The sequence below is a fragment of the Acidihalobacter sp. genome (assembly GCF_037381185.1).
Lineage (GTDB): Bacteria > Pseudomonadota > Gammaproteobacteria > DSM-5130 > Acidihalobacteraceae > Acidihalobacter_A.
Window position 1 is genome coordinate 1 of the sequence record NZ_JARRQY010000074.1, and the last position, 23,887, is coordinate 23,887.

Genomic DNA, 23,887 nt, shown 5'->3' on the forward strand with positions numbered 1-23,887 from the left:
AAGATCCGCGGCGTCAGACCGTGTTGCTCAAGCAGGCGGCGGAACTTGAGCAGCGTGGTCGCATCCGGGGCTGCCTCGCGGCTCAGATCGATACCCACGAACCGGCGGATCGCTTGGCTATCATAGACCGCATCCTCGGCCCCTTCGTCCGACAGCCCGAAGCACTGCTGGGCAATGTAGAGCCGCAGCATGCGCTCTAGCCCAATCGGCGGACGCCCCCGCCGGCTGCTCTTCGGGTAGTGCGGCTCGAGCGCCTCAATCAGCGCTGCCCACGGCGTGATCGCCTCCAGGTCGGATAGAAACCGATCCCGGCGCGTGCGCTTCTTCTTGGCCGCGTATTCCAGATCCGAAAAGCTCGATTGCATGGCGATCAACTCAACTGTGACGACGGCTCATTATCCCAGACTCACGACCAGCACAGACGCCTCAGGCGAATAAATCAGCGTGTCCTTAGGAAGTCTCATAAAACGCTTCACCTCTCTTGCAAGTTCATTGCTGATGACATCTTTCCTCATGCCCGGAGCTGTCATGGCGGCGGAGTACACGCTGGTGATCAAGAACCACCGATTCGAGCCCTCCGAGGTGACGGTGCCGGCAGGCAAGCGGGTGAAGCTGGTCATCGACAACCGGGATTCCTCGGTTGAGGAATTCGAGAGCCATGACCTGCGCCGCGAGAAGATCGTGCCGGGCAACAGCAGGGGCGTCGTATGGGTAGGCCCGCTGCCGGCGGGCAAGTACCACTTCTATGGCGAGTTCCATGAGGACACCGCCCAGGGCAACCTGATCGCGAAGTGAGGAGACTGCCATGCTGGGTTCGGCTGTAATCGTATTTCGCGAGGTGCTGGAGGCGGCCTTGATCATCTCCATCGTCATGGGGGCCACGCGCGGCGTCGCCGCCCGCGGACGCTGGGTGTTGGGCGGCATCGCCGCCGGCGTCGGGGGCGCGATATTGGTGGCGGCATTTGCCGGTGCCATTTCCGACGCCGTGCAGGGGCGCGGCCAGGAGTTGCTCAATGCCTGCGTGCTGCTGGCCGCGGTGCTCATGCTCGCCTGGCACAACATCTGGGTGAGTTCGCACGGCCGGCAGCTGGCCGGCGAGATGCGCAAGGTGGGCCATGACGTCAGCATGGGCGTGAAGCCGCTGTCGGCGCTGGCGCTGGCGCTGGTGACGTTCTTCGCCGTGTTGCGCGAGGGATCGGAGACGGCGCTGTTCCTGTACAGCCTGTCGGCCAGCGGCGCGGGCGGTACGTCGCTGCTGTTCGGCGGAGTGCTCGGGCTGGTCGGCGGCGTGGTGCTCGGGGTGATCGTGTACCGCGGCCTGTTGGCGATTCCGCTGCGGCACTTCTTCAGCGTCACCGGCTGGCTGGTGTTGCTGCTGGCCGCGGGGCTCGCCGCGAATGCGGCCGGTTTCCTCAATCAGGCCGGTCTGCTGCCGGCGCTGGCGCCGCAGATGTGGAATACCTCGGCGATCCTGAGTCAGGGCAGTTGGGCGGGTACGCTGCTGCATATTCTGGTCGGCTACAACGATCGCCCGATGGGCATACAGGTGCTGTTCTACGGCGTGACGCTGGTCGTGATCTACGCGGCGATGCGCCTGGTCGGCCGCCAACACGAGCAAAGCCGCACCGCTGCGTCGGCATGAAGGCGTTCCCGATTCCCGTGCGGGCGGCGGAAGCGCCGCCCCAGCGGCCGGCGCGCGCGCTGGAGCGGGCCGCGGTGGCGCTGCGCCCCTATCTGCCGTGGGTCCATGCGGCGATGGCATTGGGGTTTCTGACGCTGATCGCCGGACCGGTGTGGCTGCCGGGCGAGGCCGGCGCCGAACTGGGCCGGTTGGCCAACTGGCTGATCTGGGCGCTGTGGTTTCCGCTGGTGTTTCTGTCGGTGCTGCTCGTCGGGCGCAGCTGGTGCGGGCTGCTGTGCCCGATGGGGGCGGCGTCGCAATGGATGAACCGCATCGGTCTCAAACGGCCGATCCCGGCGTGGCTGCGCTGGGAAGGTACGCCGATCGTCAGCTTCGTGCTGGTGACGGTGCTCGGCCAGACCGTCGGCGTACGCGACTATGCGGACGCGGTGTTCGAGGTCTTCGGGGGCACGCTGCTGGCGGCGCTGGCGATCGGGTTTGTGTACGGGCGCGGTCAGGACAAGCGGGCGTGGTGTCGGCATGCCTGTCCGATCAGTTTGCTCCTGGGCGTGTTCTCGCGGCTGGGTGCGGCGGATCTGAGGCCCAAGCGTGCGTGTGAAGGCGACGGGCAGTACACGGACAAAGGGTTGTGTCCGACGCTGATCGACATCAACCGCAAGACCGAGAGCCGGCATTGCATCATGTGCATGCGCTGTGTGCAGCCCGGCCACAAGGGCGGTCTGGAGCTGCGCCTGCGGCCCCCCCGGCGAGGAGATCGCGCAGATCGACCGCCATCATCCGGTGGCTTCGGAGCTGTGGTTCCTGTTCCTGGGTACGGGGGTGGCGCTGGGAGGCTTTCTCTGGCTGGTGTTGCCGGAGTATCAGGCTCTGCGGCAGGCCCTCGGAGTCTGGGCCATCGATCACGGCATGTACTGGATCGGTACGCCCGGGCCCGGCTGGCTCATGTCCGTGCATCCGGCGGCGCGCGAAGTGTTCAACTGGCTGGATTTTTTTCTGATTTCGGGCTGGATGCTGGGGGTGATGGCGCTGTTCGCGGCCATGCTTGGGTTGGCGAACGCCGCGGCTGCGGCGCTGGCGGGCGGTGCGGAGTCCCGTCGCGTGCGGTTCGTTCGCCTGGGTTATCAGTTCGCCCCGGTGTCCATGGTGTCACTGCTGCTCGGCCTGGGCGGCGATCTGTTCGGCTTGTTGCCCGGCGCTTCGGCCGGCGTGGCCAAGACCTTGTTGCTGCTGGCGGCGGTGGCGTGGAGCGTGTGGCTGGCGGGGCGGATTCTGCGGCGCCTGGGCGCGCGGGGATGGAGCTTCGGTGCGGCATTGGTTCCGGGCACGCTGGGGATATTGGCGGTGGCCTGCGCTGTCAGGGTGAGGGCAATTTTTTTAGGCTTCTAGTTGTTAATGGTTCTCATTACTTTTTAAGGAAGAGCAATGCCAAGGAGTTGTGAAATGAAGGGGATGAAGTCTTCGGCGGCGATCGCGGTTCTGGCGGTCGCGATGGGCGGAACCGCGCAGGCGGCCGAGATGCCGATCGGCAAGGCGGTGCAGACCAACGGCATGGAGATCGGCGCCGTGTACCTGCAGCCGGTGAAGATGAAGCCGATGCTGGCGGGCATGCAGGGTGGAAGCGATGTCCATCTGGAGGCCGACATCCATGCGTTGCCCAAGAATGCGAACGGTTTCGGGCCGGGTGACTGGATACCCTACCTGGGTGTGGTCTACCGCATCCAGAAGCTGGGCAGCGATTGGCAGAGTTTCGGTGACTTCATGCCCATGGTGGCCGACGACGGCCCGCACTACGGAGCCAACGTCAAGCTGGACGGACCGGGCAAGTATCGCCTGACCTACCACATCACGCCGCCGCCCTATCAGGGTTTCTACCGGCACACCGACAAGGAAACCGGCGTCGCGCCATGGTGGAAGCCCTTCGACGTGAGCTGGGAGTTCACGTACGTGGGTGTCGGCAAGAAAGGGGGATACTGAGCTTCTGGGCACCAACCGCCGCCCGCGTTGACGGCGGGCGGCGGTTGCATATTCGTGAGGAGCTACGCAGCAGATGTCAGTGGCTGTTTTTCGCTATCCACAGATACTGCGGGGCCATGAGTCCGCTGGGCGGAAACGCCTTGCGCACGCCATGTATCAGTGGCGAGGATTTTATGATGTGGTCGTAGGCCGGTAGTACGACGACCGGTTGTTGCTGCGTGAAGTAGTCCTGATATCTATAGAGTGGATCAAGCCCTGAGTGGCTGGTGCTGGCCGTGATCAGGCGGTCCATCTTCTTGTTGCAGTAATGGTAGGCGTTGAAGGCGCCGCCGCAATTCCAGATGGTTTCCCCGCTGGGGTAGGAGGAGAGCGTCCAGGCGAGGTAGATGGACTGCCATGTGTGGTTGGCGGGGTCGCTGGTCTGGGCAATGATCTGGTTGAAGGGCTTTTCGCTGATGTGCATGTCGATGCCGACCTTGGCCAGCATGGCCTTGATCAGTGTGGGTTCGCGAGTGGAGCCGGGCGGTACGTAGGTGGTGAAGGATAGCCTGTGGCCGTTCTTGACGAGGTAGCCATCCGGTCCCGGTTTCCAGCCAGCTTCTTTCAGCAGCTTTTTCGATAGCGCCGGGTCATAGGCCCCTTGTTGCCGTAGTTGCTTGGCCGCGGGGGAGAGAAAGGTGGCGGGCACCGGAGGTACCGGCCCGAAGTCAGGGGCGCCGTGTCCGTAGTACAGGACTTTGATCATGAGCTTCTGGTCGAGCGCATGCATGATCGCCTGGCGAACCCGCGCGTCGCGCAGATAGGCGATCGACGGGTTGGAGAAGTTGAAACCGACATAGCCGAAGCCCCAGGATGGGGCGGTGATGGTGGTGTGCAGGCTGGCCAGTTGGCGCCGAGCAGGATAGAGCTGGTAAGGAAGGTTGCCTATCTGTATTTCACCGGTGCGCAGAGCCGAGAAGACCGCCTGTGGGGTGCTCAGAAACCGTATGACCAGTTTGTCGATATAAGGTTTGGTGTTGCCGGAATAGCGGGGATTGGGAACGAAGCTGGCGTAGCGGCCGGTTTCGAACGTCTGCAGCTTGAAGGGGCCGTCCACGACTTTAAAGAATCCGACGTTGGTGAGCTTGTCGTAGAGCTGCTTGACGCTATAGGCGGACCAGGCGTGCGCTGGCAGCGGCGTCAGCAGGGAAATGCCGTTGAGTTCGAACCAGTCCGCGTTGACCGGCTGCTTGGTGACGATTTCGAGGCGATATGGACCCAGCACCTTGACGGTCGCAACATCGGTGGGAATGCCGCCGGTGCCGTAGTTGGGAAACTTGCTCCCCAGTTTGACAATCATGCGGTACGTGTAGGCGACGTCCTGCGCCGTGACGGGTTTTCCATCCGACCAGTGCCATTTTTTCGAGAGCGTGATGGTGTATGTCCGGTGATCGGGGCCGATCTTTATGCCCGACGCAATGGATTGCTTCCAGTCGACCTGCTGGTGCCCGTCGATCCACAGCAAGGGCTGGTACATGATGTTTTCGGCTTGGAAGTCGTACTCGGAGCTGGTCAGCAGGTAGTTGAAGCCGTTGATCGCCGCCGGGGGGCCGAGTCCTACGCCGGGCACGGTCACGATGGTGCCGCCGTGTTGTGGAGTCTGCGCGGCCAGCGCATGACTGATTGCGCAGAAGAGCAGCAGGAGGCCGGAGGTGGCCGAGAGCAGAATCCGTTTAACTCTCATGAATGTATGTCTCCAAATATCGTGATCGTCTTGCGTAGTTCGGTTGTTGCCGAAATGGGTTTTCCCCCGGCAAGGATTGCGTTTTAGCGTGCATGGCGCTTTTGCGCGACTCAGCCTCCGGGACTGATCCGGACGAGAACGACGAACTGCATCGGGTGCTTGGGCATCCCCCGATGGAACGGAGGAAAGCTGATGTTTCTGACCGTATCCAGAGCCGTTTTGTCGATCAGGGGATTGCCGGGTGAGCCGGCAATTTTTTCCCAGACCGCGTGTCCTCCGTTCGGTTTGAGTTCGAACCGTACCTGTGCCGTGCCGGCCAGTCCGAGCTGGCGGATCATGGCGCCGATCTGCAGGTTGTTCTGGATCAGCGAATGCAGCTCCGTCGCATAGCCGGGTATGGCGGAGGGATTGTTGCCCGCGACCGGCGCTTTCTTGGGCGCCGCCTTCGGGGTCAGCACGTGCTGCTTGGCCGGGTGAGGCGGGGTCTTGTGCACGGGCACGTGGTGAACCGGTTTCGGTATCGGCTTGGGCTTCGGTTTGGGAAGCGGCTTGGGTTTGACGTGGTGCACGACGGGTTTGGGCCGCACGTGATGTACGACGTGCCTGGGCGGAACGTGATGGATTGGTTTGGGTCTCGGAGCCGGTTTTTCGTGAACGATGGGGTGTTTGCTCGGCGGCAACGGTGGCGGTTGGTGCACGATCGGTTTCGGTGGCGGAGGCAGCGTGACCATGTGCACGATGCTGACCTGTTGCGGCTGTGCCGGCGGGAGCGTGTCCTTGAGATGTTGCCGGGAGAGGAAAAGAAACGCGGCCAGAAGTGCGACGAGCAGGAGTTCGAACGTGATGGATGCGGCGAGCGCGCGCGCCACGCCCAGCTCTCTCGGTTTCCATGGGGTTTCGAAAGTCGAGGTCTGCATTCGTGGGCACCTAGCGTTTGGTTGCGATGCCGACGTTGCTGATGCCTGCTTCCCTGACCGTATTCATGACCTGCATCAGGTCCTGCAGAGACGCGTGTTTGTTGCCGGCCAGGATGACCGAGAGGCGGTGCGTTTTCTTGACCTGCTCAAGCGCGGTTTTCAGCTCGGCTGCGCTCATCGTCTTGTCCTCGAATTTGATGAGCCCGCTCTGGGATATCCCGATCACCAGACTCTTGTGTGGCAGATGCTGGGCGGTGCTGGCGCCTGGCAGGTGCATCGGAACGCCGGTGTCGGGGATCATGTGCAGCACGATCAGAACGAAGAAGACGAGCAGGAACATCATGATGTCGATCATCGGAATGATGTTCATCCGCGGCTCCTGTCTTTCGAGGTAGCGATGGCGCACGTCGCTCATGAATAGGCCCCCTCGGCGACGTAGGCCTCATCCACTGGCACCGGGGAGCCAGAGATTTCTTCGGCGGTTGCGGGCTTGTGCGACTGCCGACCGGTATTCGCCCGTCCCTCGCTCTGGATGCGATTGACGATGGTGAGGCGGATCAGCTCGAGCTGGTGCACGGTCAGGCGCAGCTTTTTGTTGAAGTAGTTGAGCGCGATGATCGAGATGATGGCGATGAACAGGCCCATGCCGGTGGACACGAGCGCGTCGGCGATGCCTCCGGTCGCCTTGATGGCCTGACTGCTGTTGCCGAGAACGTTGAATGTGTCGATCATGCCGATAATCGTGCCGAACAGTCCGAAGAGCGGTGCCAGGGTGACGGCCGTGTCGAGCAGCCATATGAAACGGTCGAGTCGCGGCATTGCCCACATGATTTCTTCTTCAAGATGTTGCGACAGCATGGATACGGGTTCGTTCCGCAGATTCAGCGTGGCGAGAACGAGGCGGGCCTGAAGGGTGTTTTCGTAGCGGTTCGCAACGTTTTTCAGCGCCTCGCCATTTCGGCAATCCGTCTCGCGGAGATCGTGTTCTATGGCGCGGCCGGCGCCGATGATGCGGTGAAAAAACCACGTGCGGTCGATGATGATAGCGATGACCATCAACAACAGGACGGCCATTATCAGCGGCAGCCCGCCGCCGATGGTGATCAGGTGTATGACAAGGCTCATGAGACTCTCCGTTACGCTTGCACTGCGATCGGGGCGGGGCATGGCTCCGCCCGACTGTTCGGGATGAAGGGGGGAGACTGTTTGTGCTCAGCCGAATTTCGCCGAAACACCGAGACTGATGTAGCGCGGTTCTCCTGGGTAGCCGGCGTCATAAGGCTGCCCGACCGCCTGGGAATCCCATTCCTTATAGATCTGGTAGTAGTGCGTGTAGTACTTCTTGTCGAAGAGGTTGTCGATGTTCAGGCTCAGCTTGATCTGCTTGATGCCGTAAGCGTGATAGGGAATGGTGTGCGAGGCTGACAGGTTCACAATCCAGTAGTTGCCGAATTTCTTCGATGAGGTGGTTGTCGCGTCCTGCAGCATCGGATTCGGTTCGGTCGGAGGCAGGTCGTAGGTGTAGTGCATCCTGCCCGTATAGTGGGTGTCCAGCTTGATCCTGGTGTGCTCGTCCGGCGTGAAAATCGTCCCCAGGTTGCCCGTCCAGCGTGGTATGTCGGCAAGGGGCTGCCCCGGGAAGGCGTAGCCGAACTGACCTTCGGACGGTGTGACGTTGGCGAAATAGCCATTGACGTAGTGGGCGAGGGTGAACGAGCTGTTGCCGTAGACTTCCCACTGCGGCGTCAGCTTGTAGCCGCCGGAGAGTTCCGCGCCCTTCATGCGGATCTTGCCGACGTTTTCGTACGCGGAATAACCGGTCGAGTAGTTGATGTAGAGCGAGAACATGTCATACATGTTCTGCATCCAGGTGTCGAAATTGACATAGCTGCGCGGCGTGTCGCGGCGTATGCCGAGTTCGTACATATGCACATACTCGGGAGACGGCGCTGTGCTGTTGGCGTTGACGTCGACCACGGGCGAGTAACGGGTGCCTTTGGCCGCGCTGGCATAGGCCACCGTGTTCTTGGTGAGTTCGTAGCTGATGCCGAGATAGGGCTGGGTGCTCGTGAACCAGGTGGAAAGCCTGTGCGGAACGTTCTGATCGGCATCGTTGTAGTTCTTGAACGGACGGTTGATTATCGTCGAGACGCCTGAATACGTGATGCCGGGTTCGATGCGCAGACGGTTGGACAGCAGGTGGATTTTGTCCTGCACATAGGCGCTGAGTATGCTGCGCGTGTCGTTGCGGCCGTATATGCCTGAGTTGTACCCATTGGTTGCGGGCATCGGCAAGCTGCCCCATACGTACGAGCTGTGCCAGTCGTGCGCTTGGACGGCCATGCCGCCGAATCGCACGTCGTTGTGGGGCAGGATCAGCAAGCCACTCGGGCGTATGCCGAAGGTGTTGTCCTGATTCTTGGTGTAATAAGCGCTTTCGCCCGCAACGTACGAGCCGAATTCCTGCACCGGGTCATAGGTGAAGTGCGCCGGATTGTAGTAACCAGTTCCCGGTCCCATCTTCCCATATGAGAAATAAGGCGATGCCTGGAAGTTGACCTGATAGGGGTAGCTGGCGTTGACGTAGTCGGGGTTTATCCAGGAGTACGCCTTTTCCCAGCGATAGATGTCGAACAGCTTTGCGCCAAGTACCAAGTGTGGATTGATATACGTCCTGTCGCCGAGGATGGTGGTGACGTAATGCGTCTTGGTGTAGTTGTAGGTGACCGATTTCGGCCAGTTCCAGTAAAAGCCGTTTTCGTCCTGTTTGGCTACAGGGATCGGCGAGGAGAGCGAATTGCCGCTCGACTTGCCGTATAGAAGCGTCGCGGACAGTTGCGACAGGCCGTAATCGTAGGGCTTGATGGCCGACAACATGAAGTTGTCGTAGTGCATGGGCGTGTCTTTGATGAAACCATCCGTGTATTCGTGGTTGTACGAGAACAGAGTGCGGAGCCCGTCTACGCCCCCCAGGGCTCCGGTGTTGTAGTCGAAGCTATAGTCGTTGGTCCCGAAGCTGCCGACCTTGGTGCCCAGTTCGAAGCTACGCTTGCGGCTGGGGTTGCGGGTGGTATAGGAGATCGTGCCGCCGACGGTGGCGAAACCCTGGCGGTTGGGCGGGGCCACGCCGGGATATACCTTGATGGTCGAAAGCTGTTTGAGGCCGACATTCGCACCCTGGGTGAAATGGCCGGTAGGGCCGGTGCCCCCGTAGAGCAGATCCTGCATGGGAATGCCGTCAAGCTCGATCGCTAGCTGACTCATGCGTACGCCGCGAACGGTCATTACCGGGACGCTGTTGCCGATGTTCTGCTTATAGACGTTGACCGACGGGGTGCTGTTAAGAATGCTGTAGATGGACTGGGAATTCGATGCGTGCTTTATCGAAGCACTGGAGATAGAGCTGACGACGGAGGGGATGTTTTTCTCTGCCTCCATCAGCTTCGCATACTCTTTTTTGACGTTTTTTATCTTGACTGCAGTTCCCGTGTTTCCGCTTGTGTCGGTCGTTTGTGTGTTTGATGGCTGTGTCGTCGTAGCGGCGTACGAGGCCAGGGGCAAGGCTTGTCCTATTAAGATCAGGGATATGCTGGCTGCCAGGTAATTTGTTCTGGTCGGTTTTTTCGCTTTTTTGTACAGCACGTTTCTCTGCTCCTGATTGTCTGGGGCTTGATGGCTGCATCAAAGAGCAATGTGCGTGCCACTCTGGCGGGTATTTTGCGTAGTAAAAAGTTCGTTTAATTTTTCATAAAATAAAAACTTGAACTATTTACAGTGGGTTTTGTCGAAAATAAATTTTAATTTTTATTCTATTTTTTTGGGGGATATTTTGAGTCTCGTGAATGGGGAACTATTCGCTTATTATGGCGGCCGGAGGCGTATTATGTGAATTGATTATTAACAAGATTTTATCTTAGAAAAATGAGTAAAAACATTGAGATAAATGATGATGAGCGTTCCTGTCTGAACGCGTGGGCGCATAGTCTCAAGGCTCCCCATGCCTTGGTGGTACGCGCCAAGATAGTTCTGATGTCTGTGGAGGGCGTGGGTAACAAGGTAATTGCTGAGTATCTCGACGTTACTCCTCAAACCGTGTCGAAATGGCGTGGAAGGTTTGTGGAATACCGCTGCGATGGACTCTATGATGCGCCCCGTTCGGGTCGACCGAAGATCGGTGACTGATTTTTAGGCGTACGCAGGGTAGTTCGGAGCGTCGCTCCTGCGTGGCTTTGTTCGAAGGAGGGTGTGAAGTGCGCAACTCCGCCGATCGTCTGCGCAGCCACACATCAACGCCTTGATAGTCAGTAGCCGAGCGCGTAGAGCGTATAGCTCAGCGCAAGCGCGGGAATGGCCGTGTACATCGTCGCCATCAGGGCAGCGCGCGGCGCGATGGCGAGCGCGGGAAACAATGCATCTCCGTCGTTGCTGATCGCGTTTCCAAGCAAGGCCGAATACGGCACCAGACCACCTAGATAGAGTGTGGTGACGATGATCTGCGGTCCGCATCCGGGGATGAAGCCGATGAGTACGCCCACCAGGGGCATGAGTGGCGCCCAGGTCTTGAATAGGGCGCCCAAATCCACGCCGAGGCCGGCGACGCCGAACTCGTAAACCATGAAGGCGGCGACCACCCACACGGTGACGGAGGCGGTGTCATCGGTTACGCGCTGCCACAAGCCGGGTGCTTCCGGGCTCGTTGCCGGGCAGGCCGGGCCGTTGCAGGAGGATTCCGTAGCCGGCTGACCGGCCCAGAGGACGAAGGCGAGCATGCTGCCGGTCACGCCGATGGCCTCCACGAAACCGGGCATGCCGATCATGGTGCCGGCGTCGAGCTGGGCGAGGCCGAGCACGCCGACGGCGAGTCCCGGCACGCTCAGGGCGACCCAGGCGCGGTCGGCGATGCGCATGCGGCCCACGCTTGCCGGCCCGCGCGCCGTGTCATGGCCGGCCGGCTTCGGGCGCATGAAGTCGCGGCCGTGCACCGCGTCGACGAAATGGCCTGCAATTACGCCTGCCACGAATGAAAGCGCGAACGTCACCACGGCCGTGAGCGGTTCCTTGGCCAGCAGGACGAAGGCGGCATCGCCCATGGTCCCGGTCAGCACGGCGACGACGGCGCCGAAGCTCAAACGGCCGCGGGCGTAGAGCGTCATGGCCATGATGGCGCCGCCGCAGCCGGGCGTCATGCCGAGAAAGGCGGCGGCCGGTACCTGCCAGCGCGCATGACGGTCGAGCCACGCGGCGGTGTCGACCCGCAACAGGGCTTCGATGCCGTAGAAGAGTAAAAGGGTGGCGGAGACGAAGGCGGCGACCTGAAAGAAGGCGTCCGCCAGCGCGCCGCGTGCCGTTTCGCCGGTGGCTCCGGGGAGGGCGAGGAGCAGCGCCAGGCCGACGGTGATAACCACGCGGCTGATGTGCAGCCTTCTAGGCTGACGTGTGGTGAGCAACTCGCGTGATTTGAGGATCAAGGTGCTCATAGTCGGCTCCCAGTCAAGAATAATTCTCAATTAGAAGTCTAAGGGAGTCGATTCGATTAATCCATTTGCATTAATCGAACGTGGTCATTGTTTTTTACTATGATATTGCCGGGAGGAAGGTATTGGGAGAAAGGGCGTGCCGCGCTGCGGGAGCGACGGCACGGAGGTGTTGAAGCTTACTTGGCGTAGCTGAGAACTTGCGGCGAGAGTTCGCACACCGGGCTGAAGTACTGCGACATGCCCTTGAGGGCAGGGTCGTATTTGACCAGATAGGCCGGGGTGGGCAGCCACAGCCAGGGTAGCTGGCTGGAGGCATAGTTCTCGTAGGCGTACAGCGCCTTGACGCCGGATTCGGTCGTGCTCGCCCTGATCAGAGCGTCCATCCGTTTGTTGCTGTAGCCACCGTAGTTGGTGCCGCCGCCGGTGTTCAGCAGTCCGCCGCCGGTGGGGTAGTAGTCCGGGGCGTAGTACCACGGGATGATCGCCGTTTCCCACTTCGACTTCGGGCCGAGGATGACGTCGATTTCCTGGTTGAAGGTCATGCGGCGGATGTGCGCGTCGACGCCGATCGCCTGCCAGAACTGCTTCAGCAACTGGGCCTCTTCCACGGCCGAGGATTCGCCGGACATGACGATGAGCTGGAAGGCGAGTTTATGCCCGTTCTTCTCCCGAACGCCGCCGGGGCCGGGCTTCCAGCCGGCCGCGTTCAACAGCGCCTTGGCCTTGACCGGGGCGTACATCTGCTGCGGATGGCTGTCGCGCTCCTTCAGCTTGGGCGATAGGTAGGTGTCGGGCACCGGCGGGATCGGACTGAAGCTTGCACTCGCCAAGCCGTGGTAGACGACGTTGATGATGGCCTGCTGGTCGATCGCGTATTGCAACGCCTCGCGAACCTTCAGGTTGTGCAGGAAGGCGACCTTCGGATTGTCGAAGTTTAGCGGGATGTACCAGAATCCGTAGCCGTAGGCGCCCTTTTTTCCGTCGGTGCTGAAGGCTTTCAGGTGGCCCACGAGGTGACGGGCTCCGTACAGATCGAACGGTATTTGGCCGATGCCGATAGCGCCGGTTTTTAGCGCCGAGAATGCCGCACTGTTGTTGGTGTAGAAGTTGAAATTGAAATGCTTGATCGACGGTTTCGGCTCGCCGCTATAGGCCGGGTTGGCGACGAAACGCAGATAGCGGCTGGCATTGAACGAAGCGACCTTGTAGGGGCCGTCCACGACCTTGACCAGGGCGGTATCGGTCTCATGATCTCGGAACCACTTCACGTTGTGTTTGCCCCATGCGTGTTTCGGCACGGGGCTGAACTGGGACAGTCCGTTGATTTCGAACCAGCGCGGATTGACCGGATGTTTGAGTGTGACGGCGAACCTGTAGGTGCCGAGTAGCTTGAACGAGGCGATGTTGTTGGGTACGCCGCCGATGCCGTAGTTCTGGTTGCTCTGGCCGTCTTCCTTGGTGAGTACGTAGTTGTAGCGGGTGTCGGCGGCGGTAACCGGCTTGCCGTCGGACCACTTCCAGTGCTTCAGGGTCACGGTGAAGACCTTGCGGTCTTTGGATACGTCGATCGATTTGACGATGGAGCGCTTCCAGTCGATCTTCAGGTTGTTGCCGATCCACAGCAGCGGCGGATACAGCTGGATGTAGGTCTGGAAGTCGTTGATCGTGTCGTTGTTGAAGGGATCGGGCAGCAACGAAGTGACCGGCGACGGCTGCTGGAAGGCCACGGCGGGTACCGTCGTCAGCGTATTGTGCGTGGCGGCGCGGGCGGGCCCGCTCTGCAACAGAACGAATGCGGTGGCTGCGCCTGCCGCAATCAACAGGGATTTATTCATGGTGTGATTCCTGCGGCTCAATGGGACGAGTGGTAGGCAAGGTACTCCGGCGCCATGAAGCCCACGGGGTTGTAGAATCTGCTCATGCCATGCAGACGAGTGGGGTATTTGACCAAATAGCCGGGGGAGGGCAGGAACAGCGTTGGCAGCTGTTGCGCGGCGTAGTTTTCATAGGCGTAAAGCGTTTGCAGTCCCTTGCCCCGGGTTGTGGCGTCGATGAGCTTGTCCATCTTGGGATTGCTGTACCCGCCATAGTTTGCGCCGCCGCCGGTGTTGAACAGCCCGCCGCCGCTGGGGTAGTAGTCGGGCGCGTAGGCCCAGGCGATCATGCCCATATCCCAGTTTCTGTGCGGTTTGAGCATGGCGAGTTCCTGGTTGAACGGCATTTGACGAATGTTCATGTCGATGCCGATGGCCTGCCATTCCTGCTTCAGAATCTGTGCCTCGTTCAGTTCCAGGGCAACGCCGGACGATACGATCAGGCTGAAGGCGAGTCGCTTGCCGTTCTTTTCGCGGATGCCGTCAGGTCCGGGTTTCCAGCCGGCTTCATCAAGTAGCCGCTTGGCCTTTGCCGGTTGGTACATACGCATGGGATGCGCGGCGAGCGCTCTCATTTCGGGCGAGAGGTAGGTGTCCGGTACGCTGGGAACGGGGCCGAATCCAGGCGTACCCAAGCCGTGCAGTACGGTTTTGATCATCAGCGGCTCGTCGATGGCGTATTGCAGGGCCTGGCGAACCTTGAGGTTGCGGAAGAAGGCGACCTTGTCGTTGGTGAAGTTGATCGGCAGGTAGGCGATCGAAAAGCCGCCGGCGGTTCGCATGGATTTCAGCTGGCCGACCAAGTGCCGCGCGTTGTACAGCGGGGCGGGAACGTTGCCGATCTGGATGTCGCCGGTCTTGAGCGCTGCGAAGGCGGCGTCGGACGAGGTGATCATCTTGAGAGTGAAACGTTTGATCGCCGGGTGGTGTCCGGAATAGGCCGGGTTGGCGTTGAACACCACGTCGCGCCCCCGCGCGAATCTGGCGAGCTTGTAGGGCCCATCGACGACCTGAACCAGTGCGGGATCGGTCTGGTGCCTGAACAGGTAATCGATGCTGTGCTGTTTCCAGACGAACTCGGGAGCAGGCGTGATCTGCGACAGGCCGTTGAGTTCGAACCAGGTGGCGTTCACCGGATGCTTCAGGGTGACGCGGAAGGTATGCGCGTTCACGACATCGAAGGATTTGACGATGCCGGGCATGCCGCCGATGCCGTAGTTCAGGTAGCGCTTGCCGTAGTCCTTGATCATCTGGAAGCCATAGGCTGCATCGGCGGCGGTGACCGGCTTGCCGTCGGACCACTTCCAGTCCTTCATGGTGACGGTGAACATGGTGCGGTCGCCGGAGACCTTGATCGACTTGGCGATGGAGTCGGTCCAGTCGATCTTGAGGTTGGTGCCCAGCCAGATCAGCGGGCGATACAGCAGCTGTATCGCCTGTGAGTTGCCGATCGAGTCGTTGTTGACCACCGGCAGCAGCGAGTTGACGTTCATCGGTGCGGATAGGCCGATGCCCGTGACGGTGGTGAGCGTATGAGGCGTGACGGCCAGGGCAGTACCAGGCAGGGCGCCGGCTCCGAGCAGCAGCGGCAACGCGAGTGCGGTTCTCTTCATGAAAACTCTCCAGAGTGATTCAGGCCGGGGTGTGGCATGTGCGCGGTGGCACCTGGCGCCGCGGCCCGGAGAAGCGATGTGTTGCCGGGCTCGCTCTATGCGAGCCCGGTTGCTGCTTCTGCTGTGGCTTCAGTGGGCCGAGTGGTAGGAGAGGTATTCCGTCGCCATGAAACCTACGGGGTTGTAGAACCTGTTCATGCCGTTCAGGCGCGAGTCGTATTTGACCAGGTAGCCGGGTTGCGGGATGTACAGCACCGGCAGTTGCGCGGCGGCATAGTTTTCATAGGCGTAGAGGGTTTTCAGACCCTTGGCCTGCATCGTGGCCTCGATCAGCTTGTCCATCTTCGGATCGCTGTAGAGGCCGTAGTTGGTGCCGCCGCCGGTGTTGAACAGGCCGCCGCCGCTGGGGTAGTAGTCCGGCGAATAGGTCCATCCGATGATCGCCATGTCCCAGCCCTTGTGGGATTCGAGCGTGGCGATTTCCTGATTGAAGGTCATCTGGCGGATATGCATTTCCACGCCGATGGCTTGCCATTCCTGTTTCAGCACCTGTGCGGTGGCCAAGCGCCAGGCGGTGCCGGAGGGCACGATGAAGCTGAACTCGAGCTTTTTGCCGTCCTTCACGCGAATGCCGTCGGGTCCTATTTTCCAACCGGCCTCGTCGAGCAGTTTTTTCGCCTTTGCCGGTTGGTACATCTTCCCGGGATGCGCGATCAGCGCTTTCATTTCGGGCGAAAGATAGGTTTCCGGCGCAGCGGGAACGGGGCTGAAACCCGGGATGCCGATGCCGTGCATCACGGTCTTGATGATCAGCTGCTGGTCCATGGCGTATTCCAGCGCCTGACGGACTTTGAGATCGCGGAAGAAGGCCACTTTCGGATTGCTGAAGTTGATCGGTAGATATTCGAAAGAGAAACCGCCCTGCGTCTGCATGGATTTCAGATGGGCGACGAGACGACGTGCGTTGTACAGACTCGGGGGGACGTTGCCGATCTGGATGTCGCCGGTCTTGAGGGCGGCGAATGCGGCATCGGCGGAGGTGACCATCTTGAACACGAAATGCTTGATCGACGGCGGGTGTCCGGAATAGGCGGGATTGGGCACGAACGCCATTTCGCGCCCCTGGGCGAATTTGGCCAGTTTGTACGGTCCGTCGACCACCTGTACCAGTGCGGGATCGGTCTGATGGTTGTAGAGGTAGTCGATGCTGTACTGCTTCCAGGCGAATGCGGGAGCGGGGGTGATCTGCGAGAGGCCGTTGAGCTCGAACCAGGTGGTGTTCACCGGATGCTTCAACACCATGCGGAAGGTGTGCGCGTCGATCACGTCGAAGGACTTGACGATGCCCGGGATGCCGCCGATGCCGGTGTTCTGATAGCGCGGTCCGAAGTCCTTGATCATTTTGAAGCCGTACGCGGCGTCGGCAGCTGTGACCGGCTTGCCGTCGGACCACTTCCAGTCCTTCAGGGTGACGGTGAACACGGTGCGGTCGTCTGAGACCTTGATAGATTGGGCGATGGAATCGGTCCAGTCGATCTTGAGGTCGGTACTCAGCCAGATCAGCGGGCGATAGAGTTGCTGTACCGCCTGGAAGTTGCCGACCGAATCGTTGTTGACCACGGGCAGCAGCGAATTGACGTTCATCGGCGAGGCCAGACCGACGCCGGTGACCGTGGTGACCGTGTCAGGCGCGGCCGCCAGTGCCGCGGCAGGCAGGGCGCCGGCGCCGAGTAATAGCGGTAGCGCGAGTGCGGTTTTCTTCATGCGTACTCTCCTGAGTGATTGAGGCCGTACGCGCGGTGCGCGCCGGCGGCTCTCTGCAAAGGCGGGGTGCGAACGGTCGTGCCCCGCGCAGTTGGCGCGCGTGGGCGCCGAGATGTGTTCTGGGGGGCTCGGCGCCATACGTCAGACATTCATCAAGCGGGCGACGTTGGCAGCGTCGTCGACGATGGCGTAGCGCGTCGGAGCAGGCAGGTTGTAATGCCACCATTCGTAGGGGTGGTGTTCCCAACCCGCCAATGCCATCAGTCCGAGCAGATGTGCACGATTGCGCTGGGCGGACGGCCCGACGTCGGTACGGCCGTGATGCGACTGCGGCGTCATGTCGTCGAAGCCGGTGCCCATGTCGAACGGTCGTCCGCCGATGTCGGTCAGCGTCAGATCGACGGCGACGCCGCGGTTGTGCGTCGATCCCTGCGCCGGGTCGGCGACGAAATCGGGGTCGGGCAAGGCCGCCCAGAGGCAATGCTGGGCCGCCAGCGGGCGATAGGCATCGAACATCCGCAGGCGCAGCTGGTGTGCCTGTGCCAGATCGGCCGCCCGCAGCAGGGCGGCATGCGCGTCGGGATGCAACAGGGCGCCGGCGCGGGCGTAGATCGGTCGCCCGCAGATGTTGTCAGCGGTCGCATAGCGCAGATCGATGTCGATCGCCGGATGGGAGATTTCAGGTAGGCCGTCCATGGCGGTGGGATCTTCAGTGCGCTGCGGCTGTCAGGCGGCGTTTGCGGCGGCCCCGAGCGGGAAGTGACACGCCACGGCGTGCGCCTCCGCGTCTGCGGCGAGTTCGGGGCGGCGTTCGCGGCAGGCCGCTTGGGCCTTGGGGCAGCGCGGGTGGAAGGCGCAGCCCGAGGGCGGATTGATCGGCGAAGGCGGTTCGCCTTGCGGTGGCGGAAGATGGGCCTCGGCGCCGTTGCGCGCGAGCGCGGGCAGGGCATCGAGCAGCGAGGCAGTGTAGGGGTGCTCGGGGCGGTCGATGAGCTTGCGCGTGGGTGCGATCTCGACGATGCGGCCGAGATAGAGCACGGCGATGCGCTGGGCCAGGTAGGCGACGGCGCCGAGGTCGTGGCTGATGAACAGGTAACTCAGGCCGAGTTCGCCCTGCAGGTCGCGCAGCAGGTTGAGGATGCGTGCCTGCATGGATACGTCGAGTCCGGACGTCGGTTCGTCGAGCACCAGCAGGTCGGGGTTGGTGGCGAGCGCGCGGGCGATGGCGATGCGTTGGCGCTGGCCGCCGGAGTATTGCCCCGGATAGCGTTGCATGCCGGCCGGGTCCAGCCCCATGCGCTCGAGCAGTTCGGCGCTGCGCGTGCGGCGTTCGTCGGCGCTGCCGATGTGCTGCAGGCGCAGCGGCTCGGCGATGATTTCGCCGACGGTCATGCGCGGATTCATGGAGTCGAAGGGGTCCTGGAAGACCATCTGCATGCGCCGGCGGAAGGGGCGCATCTCGCGGTCGTTCAGGGCCGTGAGGTCGGTGCCTTCGAGGTGCACGTTGCCGTCGCTGGGCCGCACGAGGTGCAGCACGGCGCGGCCGAGCGTGCTCTTGCCCGAGCCGGATTCGCCGATGAGGCCGAGGGTTTCGCCCTTGGCGAGGGTGAAGTCGACGTCGGACAGGGCGTGCACGACGCCTTGCGTCTTGCGCAGCAGCCCGCCTTCGCCGGCATTGAAGCGGACGGACAGGTCTCGGACTTCCAGCCAGGCGCTCATGCGGTTTCTCCAAACGGGTGCAGGCAGTGGTAGCGGCCGTTGTCGCCGGCGGCCGGCGGATAGGCGGCGCTGCATTCGGGGGTGGCGCGCGAGCAGCGCGGGGCGAAGCGGCAGCCGGGCGGGAACTGCTGCGGACTGGGCGGGATGCCGTCGATGTCCGTCAGGCGCTGGTTCGGGTCGGCCAGCCGCGGGATGGAGTTCAGCAGCGCGTGGCTGTACGGGTGGCGCGGCGCGCGGAAGAACTCCTGCGCCGGCGCGTGTTCGACGCTGCGTCCGGCGTACATGACCATGATGTCGTCGGCGTATTCGGCGACCAGGGACAGGTCGTGGGTGATGAGGATCACCGACAGCTGCATTTCCTCCTGCAGCCTTTTGAGCAGGCGCAGGATCTGCGCCTGGATGGTGACGTCGAGCGCGGTGGTGGGCTCATCGGCGATCAGCAGACGCGGCTTGCAGGCCAGCGCCATGGCGATCATCACGCGCTGGCGCATGCCGCCGGAGAACTGGTGCGGGTAGTCGTCGAGCCGTCGCTCGGCGTCGGGCACGCCGACTTCGCGCAGCAATTCCAGTGCACGCTCGCGCGCTTCGGCTTCGCTGGCGCCGGTGTAGAGCCGGTAGGGCTCGCCGATCTGACATGCGACGGTCATGCTCGGGTTCAGCGAGGACAGCGGATTCTGGAAGATCATGCCCATCTCGCGGCCGCGCAGCGCGCGCATGCGCCGCTCGGGCAGATTGGCGAGTTCCTGGCCGTTCAGGCGCACGGAGCCGCGCGAGATGCGCGAGCCCCAGGGCAGCAGGCCGAGCAGCGCGGAGGCGGTCATGGACTTGCCCGAGCCGGATTCGCCGACCAGGCCGAGCATGCGCCCGTGCGGCACGGCGAAACTCAACTCCTCGACCACACGGAACGCTTTGCGCCCGCGGCCGATGGTGACCTCGAGGTCTTCGACCTGCAGGCCGGCGGCTTCGGACGTCTGCATCTGCATTTGTGCGCTCATCAGCGACCCTCCAGGCGGGCGAGCAGGCCCTGGCCGATGAGGTTCATCGCCACGATGGCGGCGAAGATGGCCAGGCCGGGGAACACGATCAGCCACCAGGAACCGAGGAAGACCTGCTGTACGCCCTCGTTGAGCAGCCCGCCCCAGGAGGCGCGCGGTGGCTGGATGCCGAGGCCGAGGAAGGACAGGCCGGCCAGCGCGAGGATGACGTCGGCGACCATGAAGGTGGCGTTGACGATGAGGATGGGCAGCATGGCGCGCAGCATGTGCGAGCGCGCGACGTACAGGCTGCCGGCGCCGAACTGGCGCGCGGCGAGGATGTAGTCGCGTTCGCGGTAGGCCAGCGCCTCGTTGCGCACGATGCGCGCCAGCCCCGGCCAGGATACCAGTCCGAGCAGCAGCACGAGGCTGAGCGTGTTCAGCGGCATGATGGCGGCGAAGAAGATCATCAGCACCAGGGTGGGGATCGCGAGGACGGCGTCGAGCAGGCGCATCAGTATCTTGTCGAGCCAGCCGGGACTCATCGCCGAGAACATGCCGTAGACGATGCCGGCGCACATGGCGATTAGCGAACCGAGCAGGCCGACCTGCAGCGTGGCCTGCCCGCCGGCCATCATGCGCGCGAGCATGTCGCGGCCGAGATTGTCGGTGCCGAGCAGGAATTTTCCGCTGGGCCCCGCCAGGGTGCTAAGGGCATGGATATCGAACGGGCTGGAGCGGTAGATCAGCGGCCCAAGCCAGGAGAACAGCAGCAGGGCGGCGAACACGCCGAGCCCGGTCCAGGTCATGGGGTGGTGGTACTGCGCATACCAGCGGCGCAGCGCGGCGGACAGGCGCGCGCCGGCCGGCGGTGCGACGGCGGTGTTGGTGGAGCTATTCATATCGCACCCGTACGTCGAGGATGCTGTTGACCAGATCGGCGGCGAGGTTGCCGAGGATGGTGAGAATGCCGATCAGCAGCACGATGGCGGTGAGGGTGGGGTAGTCCTGATTGAGCGCCGAGCGCCACAGTAGCCAGCCCAGGCCAGGGTAGTTGAATACGCTTTCGGTGAGCACGCCGCCGACGAAGATGTAGGGGATCATCATGCCGATGACGGTCACCAGAGGGCGGATGGCGTTGCGCAGCACGTGGTTCAGCGCCAGGCGCAGCGGCGGCACGCCTCGGGCCAGCGCGGTGCGGATGTAGTCCAGTCGGTATTCGTTGCGTGCCTGATGGCCGAAGTAGCGCGACAGACCGGCGGTGATCGGCAATGCGAGCGTGATCGCAGGCAGGATCATGTGGGCCAGGTAGTCGAGCACGCCGCCGTTGCCGTTGCCGCTGATGCCGCCCGACGGCAGCCAGCCGAGGTCGATGGCGAACACCAGGATCAGGATGCTGCCGATGAAGAAGACCGGCATGGCGTAGAAGGTGATCTGCAGGCCGCCGATGATCTTGCCGCCGCTACGTTCGGCCCAGGCGCCCTGGACCATGCCGATGAGGATCGAAAAGACGATCGAGATGACGGTGGCGAGCACGTAGAGCAGCAGGGTGTTGCGCAGATACGAACCCATGAGCGAGGACACGGGCGCGTGCTGGGTGTAGGAGTAGCCGAGATTGCCTTGGACGAGATGCAGCCACCAGGTTCCGTATTGCTGCCAGACGGGGTGGTTCAGCCCCATTTGCTTGTTCAGTGCGGCGACTGCGGTCGGGGTGGCGCGGACGCCGAGGATGCTGTAGGCCGGGCCGCCGGGCGTCGCGTGGATCATGAAGAAGACGATGGTGACGAGCAGCACGATGGAAATCGAGGAGGTGCCCAGGCGGCGGAGAATCATGCTCAGCATGGCAGAGGCTCCGGTTGTCGTCGGCTGCGTAGGCGCAGCGTATATGAGAATTTGTGCATCTGACCTCGTTGACGATTCGCTTGAATACCGTGGGTGTAAGGTGGTTTTGATGGAGGCGTTACAGCAATCTCCAGGCCAATTCTTTTTGTGGGCAAATGAAAACTTTCGAACCACATATAGCGTATATTCGGGCGCTTGCGTTCAATGTTGTTCCAAGAAAAAGGCGTACTCTCCGCATTCCGTTTGACGGGCGGCTCTATTTGCGCGTTTCTCTATGCTGTTCTGCGCTAATTTTCTGTATTTTATGGGTATTCCAGAGTTTTTCGGGATCCTTCCGTGCTGGGCCTCCAACGGTAAAGATTCTCCATGAAAGCCTGGATGGAGTCGTAGACAACGTGTGTTGCAAAAAGGTTCCTTGTTCATGGAATAAAAATTAATGGCCCGGAAATTGGATGCGGGGAACGCCAGTCGTAAGTCGTTGTCTTAGTGCAGTGGCCCGTGTTCGGCGCTGTTGTTTTTGGTGCGATCAGTTTTAGCGTGCCTCTTTTTGGTGCTGTTTGACCGGTTGACCTCATGAGCGCATCGAAATAAATGCGTGAGCGGACGAATGCCGCGCAGGCGTTTGATTGGGGTGGCCTCATGTCTTGAGGAGGAAAATTAATGGGAAAAAGATCGCTGGTGCGGCTGCTGGCCGCGTGCATGTTGGGTGTATCGGGGATGGCCTTTGCCGGTGTCCCGGATACGGTGGTGACCACCACCCAGATCGGCATCGCCAAGCCCGAGCCGGTGAATGCCTTCGTGCCGGTGGTCAACCCGTCAACCGAGCCGGACAGTGAAGCGATCAATATTCTCTATCCGACCCTGCTGTGGATCGGCCGCGATCTGAAGATCAATCTGCAGCGCGGTCTGGTCGAGTCGATCTCGGTGGACAAGAGTCAGCGGGTCTTTACGCTCAAGCTCAAGCCCTGGCAGTGGTCGGACGGCAAGCCGGTCACGGCGGCGGACGTCGTGTTCGATGTGCATCTGATCCGTGAGGCGGGCAAGCGTTATGCGTTCAGCGGCGTGGGTGACATGCCGGATATCATCAAGAGCGTGAAGGCGCTCGGTCCGCGCACGGTGGAGATCACGGCCGCGCGCCAGGTGAACGTGCACTGGTTCGAGTACAACGTGCTGTCGCAACTGCGCGCGCTGCCCGAACAGGCCTGGAAGGGCTTGTCGGTCGACTACATGGTCAAGCACGTGGCGGACCCGGCGATGGTCAAGGTGGTGGACGGCCCTTACAAGCTGGAGGCGTACGTCAACGGACAGTACATCCGTTTCGAGGCCAACCCGCTGTACTCCGGCCACAAGCCGTCGGTGCGCTATTTCGAGATGCGTTTCTACACCACGGCGCAGGCCGAGTTCGGTGCGCTGAAGACCGGCGAACTGCAGATCGGCCAGATCGATCCGGAACTGTACGCGGCGCAGCATCTGGTCGAAAACCTGAAGAGCATTCCCTCCGCGGGCGGCTACAGCATGCAGCGCATCATGCTCAATATGCGCGACCTGGACGTTTCGTTCTTCCGCAGCGAAAAGGTCCGCCAGGCGCTGGAAGCGGCGATCAATCAGCCCTACATCATCAATACGCTCTATCACGGGCTGTCGGCCAAGGCCTACGGACCGGTGCCCGCGGCGCCGCCGACCTACCTTTCGCCGACGGCGCGCAAGCTCAGCGCGGCCGATCTCTACGATCCGAAGCGGGCTGCCAGACTGCTCGACGAGGCCGGTTGGAAACTGGTCGACGGCGTGCGCAGGAAGGACGGCAAGACCATGCACTTCACGCTGATGGCCGCGCCGGCCAACAGTCAGGTCGCGCAGGTCATCGCGCGCGACTGGGCGGCGCTGGGCATCAAGGTCGATCTGCGTACCCAAACCTTCAATACGCTGGTGGGCGAGCTATACAACCACAAGTCGCATTGGCAGGCGGTCATCATGGGCTGGATCTACGGCCCGAACTTCTATCCCACCGGCGAGGGCCTGTTCAATACGACCGGCGGTAACAACAACGGCAGCTTCTCCAGTCCGATGCTCGACAAGCTGATCGAGGCGAGCACGCGCGAGCCCGGCGTGGAGTCCCTGTATCGCTACGAGGACGCCATGCACCGATTGCTGCCGGTGCTCTTCATCCCGTGGCCGGGTATGCTGGTGAAGTATGATCCCAAGCTCGGCGGCGTCGATCGCTTCGTCAACCCCACGGGGCTCTATTCGCCGCAGTACCTGTATTACCGCGCGGGGGCTTCATGACCGTACTGGTCGGTATTACGACATTCGGTCCGCGGCCGTCGAAACGCTACGAACTGCCGCGTGGCTATGTGCAGGCGGTGACCCG

Annotated in this window: 22 protein-coding genes; 6 read left to right on the plus strand and 16 right to left on the minus strand. The window is 61.8% G+C overall.

The features are described 5' to 3' along the window. A partial coding sequence (locus P8014_RS18575) for a transposase (RefSeq protein WP_337818814.1) occupies positions 1-365 on the minus strand: 365 nt, incomplete at its 3' end. A gap of 148 nt (positions 366-513) precedes the next feature. On the opposite strand from P8014_RS18575, the gene P8014_RS18580 reads away from it, so the two are divergent. Both P8014_RS18580 and P8014_RS18585 read left to right on the plus strand, forming a co-directional pair. Continuing rightward, positions 514-795, plus strand: a complete 282-nt coding sequence (locus P8014_RS18580; protein WP_337818815.1) for a cupredoxin domain-containing protein — start codon at positions 514-516, stop codon at positions 793-795. A gap of 10 nt (positions 796-805) precedes the next feature. Next, a complete protein-coding gene (locus tag P8014_RS18585) occupies positions 806-1,642 on the plus strand; it encodes an FTR1 family protein (RefSeq protein ID WP_337818816.1) in 837 nt (278 codons plus the stop codon). Positions 1,643-1,730: 88 nt separating this feature from the next. Here the strand turns inward: P8014_RS18585 and P8014_RS18590 are convergent, their stop codons facing one another. After that, a complete protein-coding gene (locus P8014_RS18590; RefSeq protein WP_337818817.1) occupies positions 1,731-1,955 on the minus strand; it encodes a hypothetical protein in 225 nt (74 codons plus the stop codon). Positions 1,956-2,335: 380 nt separating this feature from the next. Here P8014_RS18590 and P8014_RS18595 point away from each other — a divergent pair, with 380 nt between their 5' ends. Further along, a complete protein-coding gene (locus P8014_RS18595; RefSeq protein ID WP_337818818.1) occupies positions 2,336-3,028 on the plus strand; it encodes a hypothetical protein in 693 nt (230 codons plus the stop codon). A 54-nt stretch (positions 3,029-3,082) separates the two neighbouring features. Then, positions 3,083-3,616, plus strand: coding sequence for an iron transporter (locus P8014_RS18600; protein WP_337818819.1), 534 nt, complete (start codon positions 3,083-3,085; stop codon positions 3,614-3,616). Positions 3,617-3,692: 76 nt separating this feature from the next. On the opposite strand, the gene P8014_RS18605 is transcribed toward P8014_RS18600, so the two are convergent. The 5 genes from P8014_RS18605 to P8014_RS18625 all read right to left on the minus strand — a co-directional run bounded on the left by P8014_RS18605 (position 3,693) and on the right by P8014_RS18625 (position 9,898). Beyond that, positions 3,693-5,339 carry a peptide ABC transporter substrate-binding protein gene (locus P8014_RS18605; protein ID WP_337818820.1) on the minus strand — a complete coding sequence of 549 codons (1,647 nt, stop codon included), beginning with the start codon at positions 5,337-5,339 and terminating at the stop codon, positions 3,693-3,695. Between the two features lie 110 nt (positions 5,340-5,449). Beyond that, positions 5,450-6,256, minus strand: a complete 807-nt coding sequence (locus P8014_RS18610) for an energy transducer TonB (protein WP_337818821.1) — start codon at positions 6,254-6,256, stop codon at positions 5,450-5,452. A gap of 10 nt (positions 6,257-6,266) precedes the next feature. Then, positions 6,267-6,671, minus strand: coding sequence for a biopolymer transporter ExbD (locus P8014_RS18615; protein WP_337818822.1), 405 nt, complete (start codon positions 6,669-6,671; stop codon positions 6,267-6,269). Further along, the gene (locus P8014_RS18620; protein WP_337818823.1) at positions 6,668-7,423 is read right to left on the minus strand and encodes a MotA/TolQ/ExbB proton channel family protein; all 756 of its coding nucleotides are present in this window, start codon (positions 7,421-7,423) and stop codon (positions 6,668-6,670) included. Before P8014_RS18620 ends, P8014_RS18615 begins: the two co-directional genes overlap by 4 nt. Positions 7,424-7,468: 45 nt before the next feature. Next, positions 7,469-9,898 carry a TonB-dependent receptor gene (locus P8014_RS18625; RefSeq protein ID WP_337818824.1) on the minus strand — a complete coding sequence of 810 codons (2,430 nt, stop codon included), beginning with the start codon at positions 9,896-9,898 and terminating at the stop codon, positions 7,469-7,471. Between the two features lie 279 nt (positions 9,899-10,177). Between P8014_RS18625 and P8014_RS18630 the strand changes: the two genes are divergently transcribed. Next, complete coding sequence (locus P8014_RS18630) at positions 10,178-10,438, plus strand: helix-turn-helix domain-containing protein (RefSeq protein ID WP_337818825.1); 261 nt, start codon at positions 10,178-10,180, stop codon at positions 10,436-10,438. 119 nt (positions 10,439-10,557) lie between these two features. On the opposite strand, the gene P8014_RS18635 is transcribed toward P8014_RS18630, so the two are convergent. The 9 genes from P8014_RS18635 to P8014_RS18675 form a co-directional block, all read right to left on the minus strand. Beyond that, complete coding sequence (locus P8014_RS18635) at positions 10,558-11,733, minus strand: putative manganese transporter (protein WP_337818826.1); 1,176 nt, start codon at positions 11,731-11,733, stop codon at positions 10,558-10,560. Between the two features lie 176 nt (positions 11,734-11,909). Continuing rightward, positions 11,910-13,568 carry a peptide ABC transporter substrate-binding protein gene (locus tag P8014_RS18640; RefSeq protein WP_337818827.1) on the minus strand — a complete coding sequence of 553 codons (1,659 nt, stop codon included), beginning with the start codon at positions 13,566-13,568 and terminating at the stop codon, positions 11,910-11,912. A gap of 17 nt (positions 13,569-13,585) precedes the next feature. Continuing rightward, positions 13,586-15,220: a peptide ABC transporter substrate-binding protein gene (locus tag P8014_RS18645; RefSeq protein ID WP_337818828.1), complete on the minus strand. Its 1,635-nt coding sequence runs from the start codon at positions 15,218-15,220 to the stop codon at positions 13,586-13,588. Between the two features lie 129 nt (positions 15,221-15,349). After that, positions 15,350-16,984 (minus strand): peptide ABC transporter substrate-binding protein, encoded by a 1,635-nt coding sequence (locus P8014_RS18650; RefSeq protein WP_337818829.1) that lies wholly within the window; start codon positions 16,982-16,984, stop codon positions 15,350-15,352. Between the two features lie 141 nt (positions 16,985-17,125). Continuing rightward, on the minus strand, positions 17,126-17,680 hold the full coding sequence (gene ddpX / locus P8014_RS18655) for a D-alanyl-D-alanine dipeptidase (protein ID WP_337818830.1): 555 nt from the start codon (positions 17,678-17,680) through the stop codon (positions 17,126-17,128). A gap of 30 nt (positions 17,681-17,710) precedes the next feature. Further along, positions 17,711-18,703, minus strand: a complete 993-nt coding sequence (locus P8014_RS18660) for an ABC transporter ATP-binding protein (protein WP_337818831.1) — start codon at positions 18,701-18,703, stop codon at positions 17,711-17,713. Then, positions 18,700-19,698, minus strand: coding sequence for an ABC transporter ATP-binding protein (locus P8014_RS18665; RefSeq protein ID WP_337818832.1), 999 nt, complete (start codon positions 19,696-19,698; stop codon positions 18,700-18,702). Before P8014_RS18665 ends, P8014_RS18660 begins: the two co-directional genes overlap by 4 nt. After that, positions 19,698-20,579 (minus strand): ABC transporter permease, encoded by an 882-nt coding sequence (locus P8014_RS18670; RefSeq protein ID WP_337818833.1) that lies wholly within the window; start codon positions 20,577-20,579, stop codon positions 19,698-19,700. The genes P8014_RS18665 and P8014_RS18670 overlap by 1 nt, the downstream gene beginning before the upstream one ends. Then, complete coding sequence (locus P8014_RS18675) at positions 20,572-21,519, minus strand: ABC transporter permease (protein WP_337818834.1); 948 nt, start codon at positions 21,517-21,519, stop codon at positions 20,572-20,574. The genes P8014_RS18670 and P8014_RS18675 overlap by 8 nt, the downstream gene beginning before the upstream one ends. A 660-nt stretch (positions 21,520-22,179) precedes the next feature. Here P8014_RS18675 and P8014_RS18680 point away from each other — a divergent pair. Further along, the gene (locus P8014_RS18680; RefSeq protein WP_337818835.1) at positions 22,180-23,802 is read left to right on the plus strand and encodes a peptide ABC transporter substrate-binding protein; all 1,623 of its coding nucleotides are present in this window, start codon (positions 22,180-22,182) and stop codon (positions 23,800-23,802) included. Positions 23,803-23,887: the final 85 nt, after the last annotated feature.

Excerpts from the sequence above, each read along its gene's own strand:
- P8014_RS18580 (WP_337818815.1), top strand. The coding sequence starts at position 514 with ATGCCCGGAGCTGTCATGGCGGCGGAGTACACGCTGGTGATCAAGAAC.
- P8014_RS18585 (WP_337818816.1), top strand. The coding sequence starts at position 806 with ATGCTGGGTTCGGCTGTAATCGTATTTCGCGAGGTGCTGGAGGCGGCC.
- P8014_RS18590 (WP_337818817.1), bottom strand. The coding sequence starts at position 1,955 with ATGCGGTTCATCCATTGCGACGCCGCCCCCATCGGGCACAGCAGCCCG.
- P8014_RS18600 (WP_337818819.1), top strand. The coding sequence starts at position 3,083 with ATGAAGGGGATGAAGTCTTCGGCGGCGATCGCGGTTCTGGCGGTCGCG.
- P8014_RS18605 (WP_337818820.1), bottom strand. The coding sequence starts at position 5,339 with ATGAGAGTTAAACGGATTCTGCTCTCGGCCACCTCCGGCCTCCTGCTG.
- P8014_RS18610 (WP_337818821.1), bottom strand. The coding sequence starts at position 6,256 with ATGCAGACCTCGACTTTCGAAACCCCATGGAAACCGAGAGAGCTGGGC.
- P8014_RS18615 (WP_337818822.1), bottom strand. The coding sequence starts at position 6,671 with ATGAGCGACGTGCGCCATCGCTACCTCGAAAGACAGGAGCCGCGGATG.
- P8014_RS18620 (WP_337818823.1), bottom strand. The coding sequence starts at position 7,423 with ATGCCCCGCCCCGATCGCAGTGCAAGCGTAACGGAGAGTCTCATGAGC.
- P8014_RS18630 (WP_337818825.1), top strand. The coding sequence starts at position 10,178 with ATGAGTAAAAACATTGAGATAAATGATGATGAGCGTTCCTGTCTGAAC.
- P8014_RS18635 (WP_337818826.1), bottom strand. The coding sequence starts at position 11,733 with ATGAGCACCTTGATCCTCAAATCACGCGAGTTGCTCACCACACGTCAG.
- P8014_RS18640 (WP_337818827.1), bottom strand. The coding sequence starts at position 13,568 with ATGAATAAATCCCTGTTGATTGCGGCAGGCGCAGCCACCGCATTCGTT.
- P8014_RS18645 (WP_337818828.1), bottom strand. The coding sequence starts at position 15,220 with ATGAAGAGAACCGCACTCGCGTTGCCGCTGCTGCTCGGAGCCGGCGCC.
- P8014_RS18650 (WP_337818829.1), bottom strand. The coding sequence starts at position 16,984 with ATGAAGAAAACCGCACTCGCGCTACCGCTATTACTCGGCGCCGGCGCC.
- ddpX (WP_337818830.1), bottom strand. The coding sequence starts at position 17,680 with ATGGACGGCCTACCTGAAATCTCCCATCCGGCGATCGACATCGATCTG.
- P8014_RS18660 (WP_337818831.1), bottom strand. The coding sequence starts at position 18,703 with ATGAGCGCCTGGCTGGAAGTCCGAGACCTGTCCGTCCGCTTCAATGCC.
- P8014_RS18665 (WP_337818832.1), bottom strand. The coding sequence starts at position 19,698 with ATGAGCGCACAAATGCAGATGCAGACGTCCGAAGCCGCCGGCCTGCAG.
- P8014_RS18670 (WP_337818833.1), bottom strand. The coding sequence starts at position 20,579 with ATGAATAGCTCCACCAACACCGCCGTCGCACCGCCGGCCGGCGCGCGC.
- P8014_RS18675 (WP_337818834.1), bottom strand. The coding sequence starts at position 21,519 with ATGCTGAGCATGATTCTCCGCCGCCTGGGCACCTCCTCGATTTCCATC.
- P8014_RS18680 (WP_337818835.1), top strand. The coding sequence starts at position 22,180 with ATGGGAAAAAGATCGCTGGTGCGGCTGCTGGCCGCGTGCATGTTGGGT.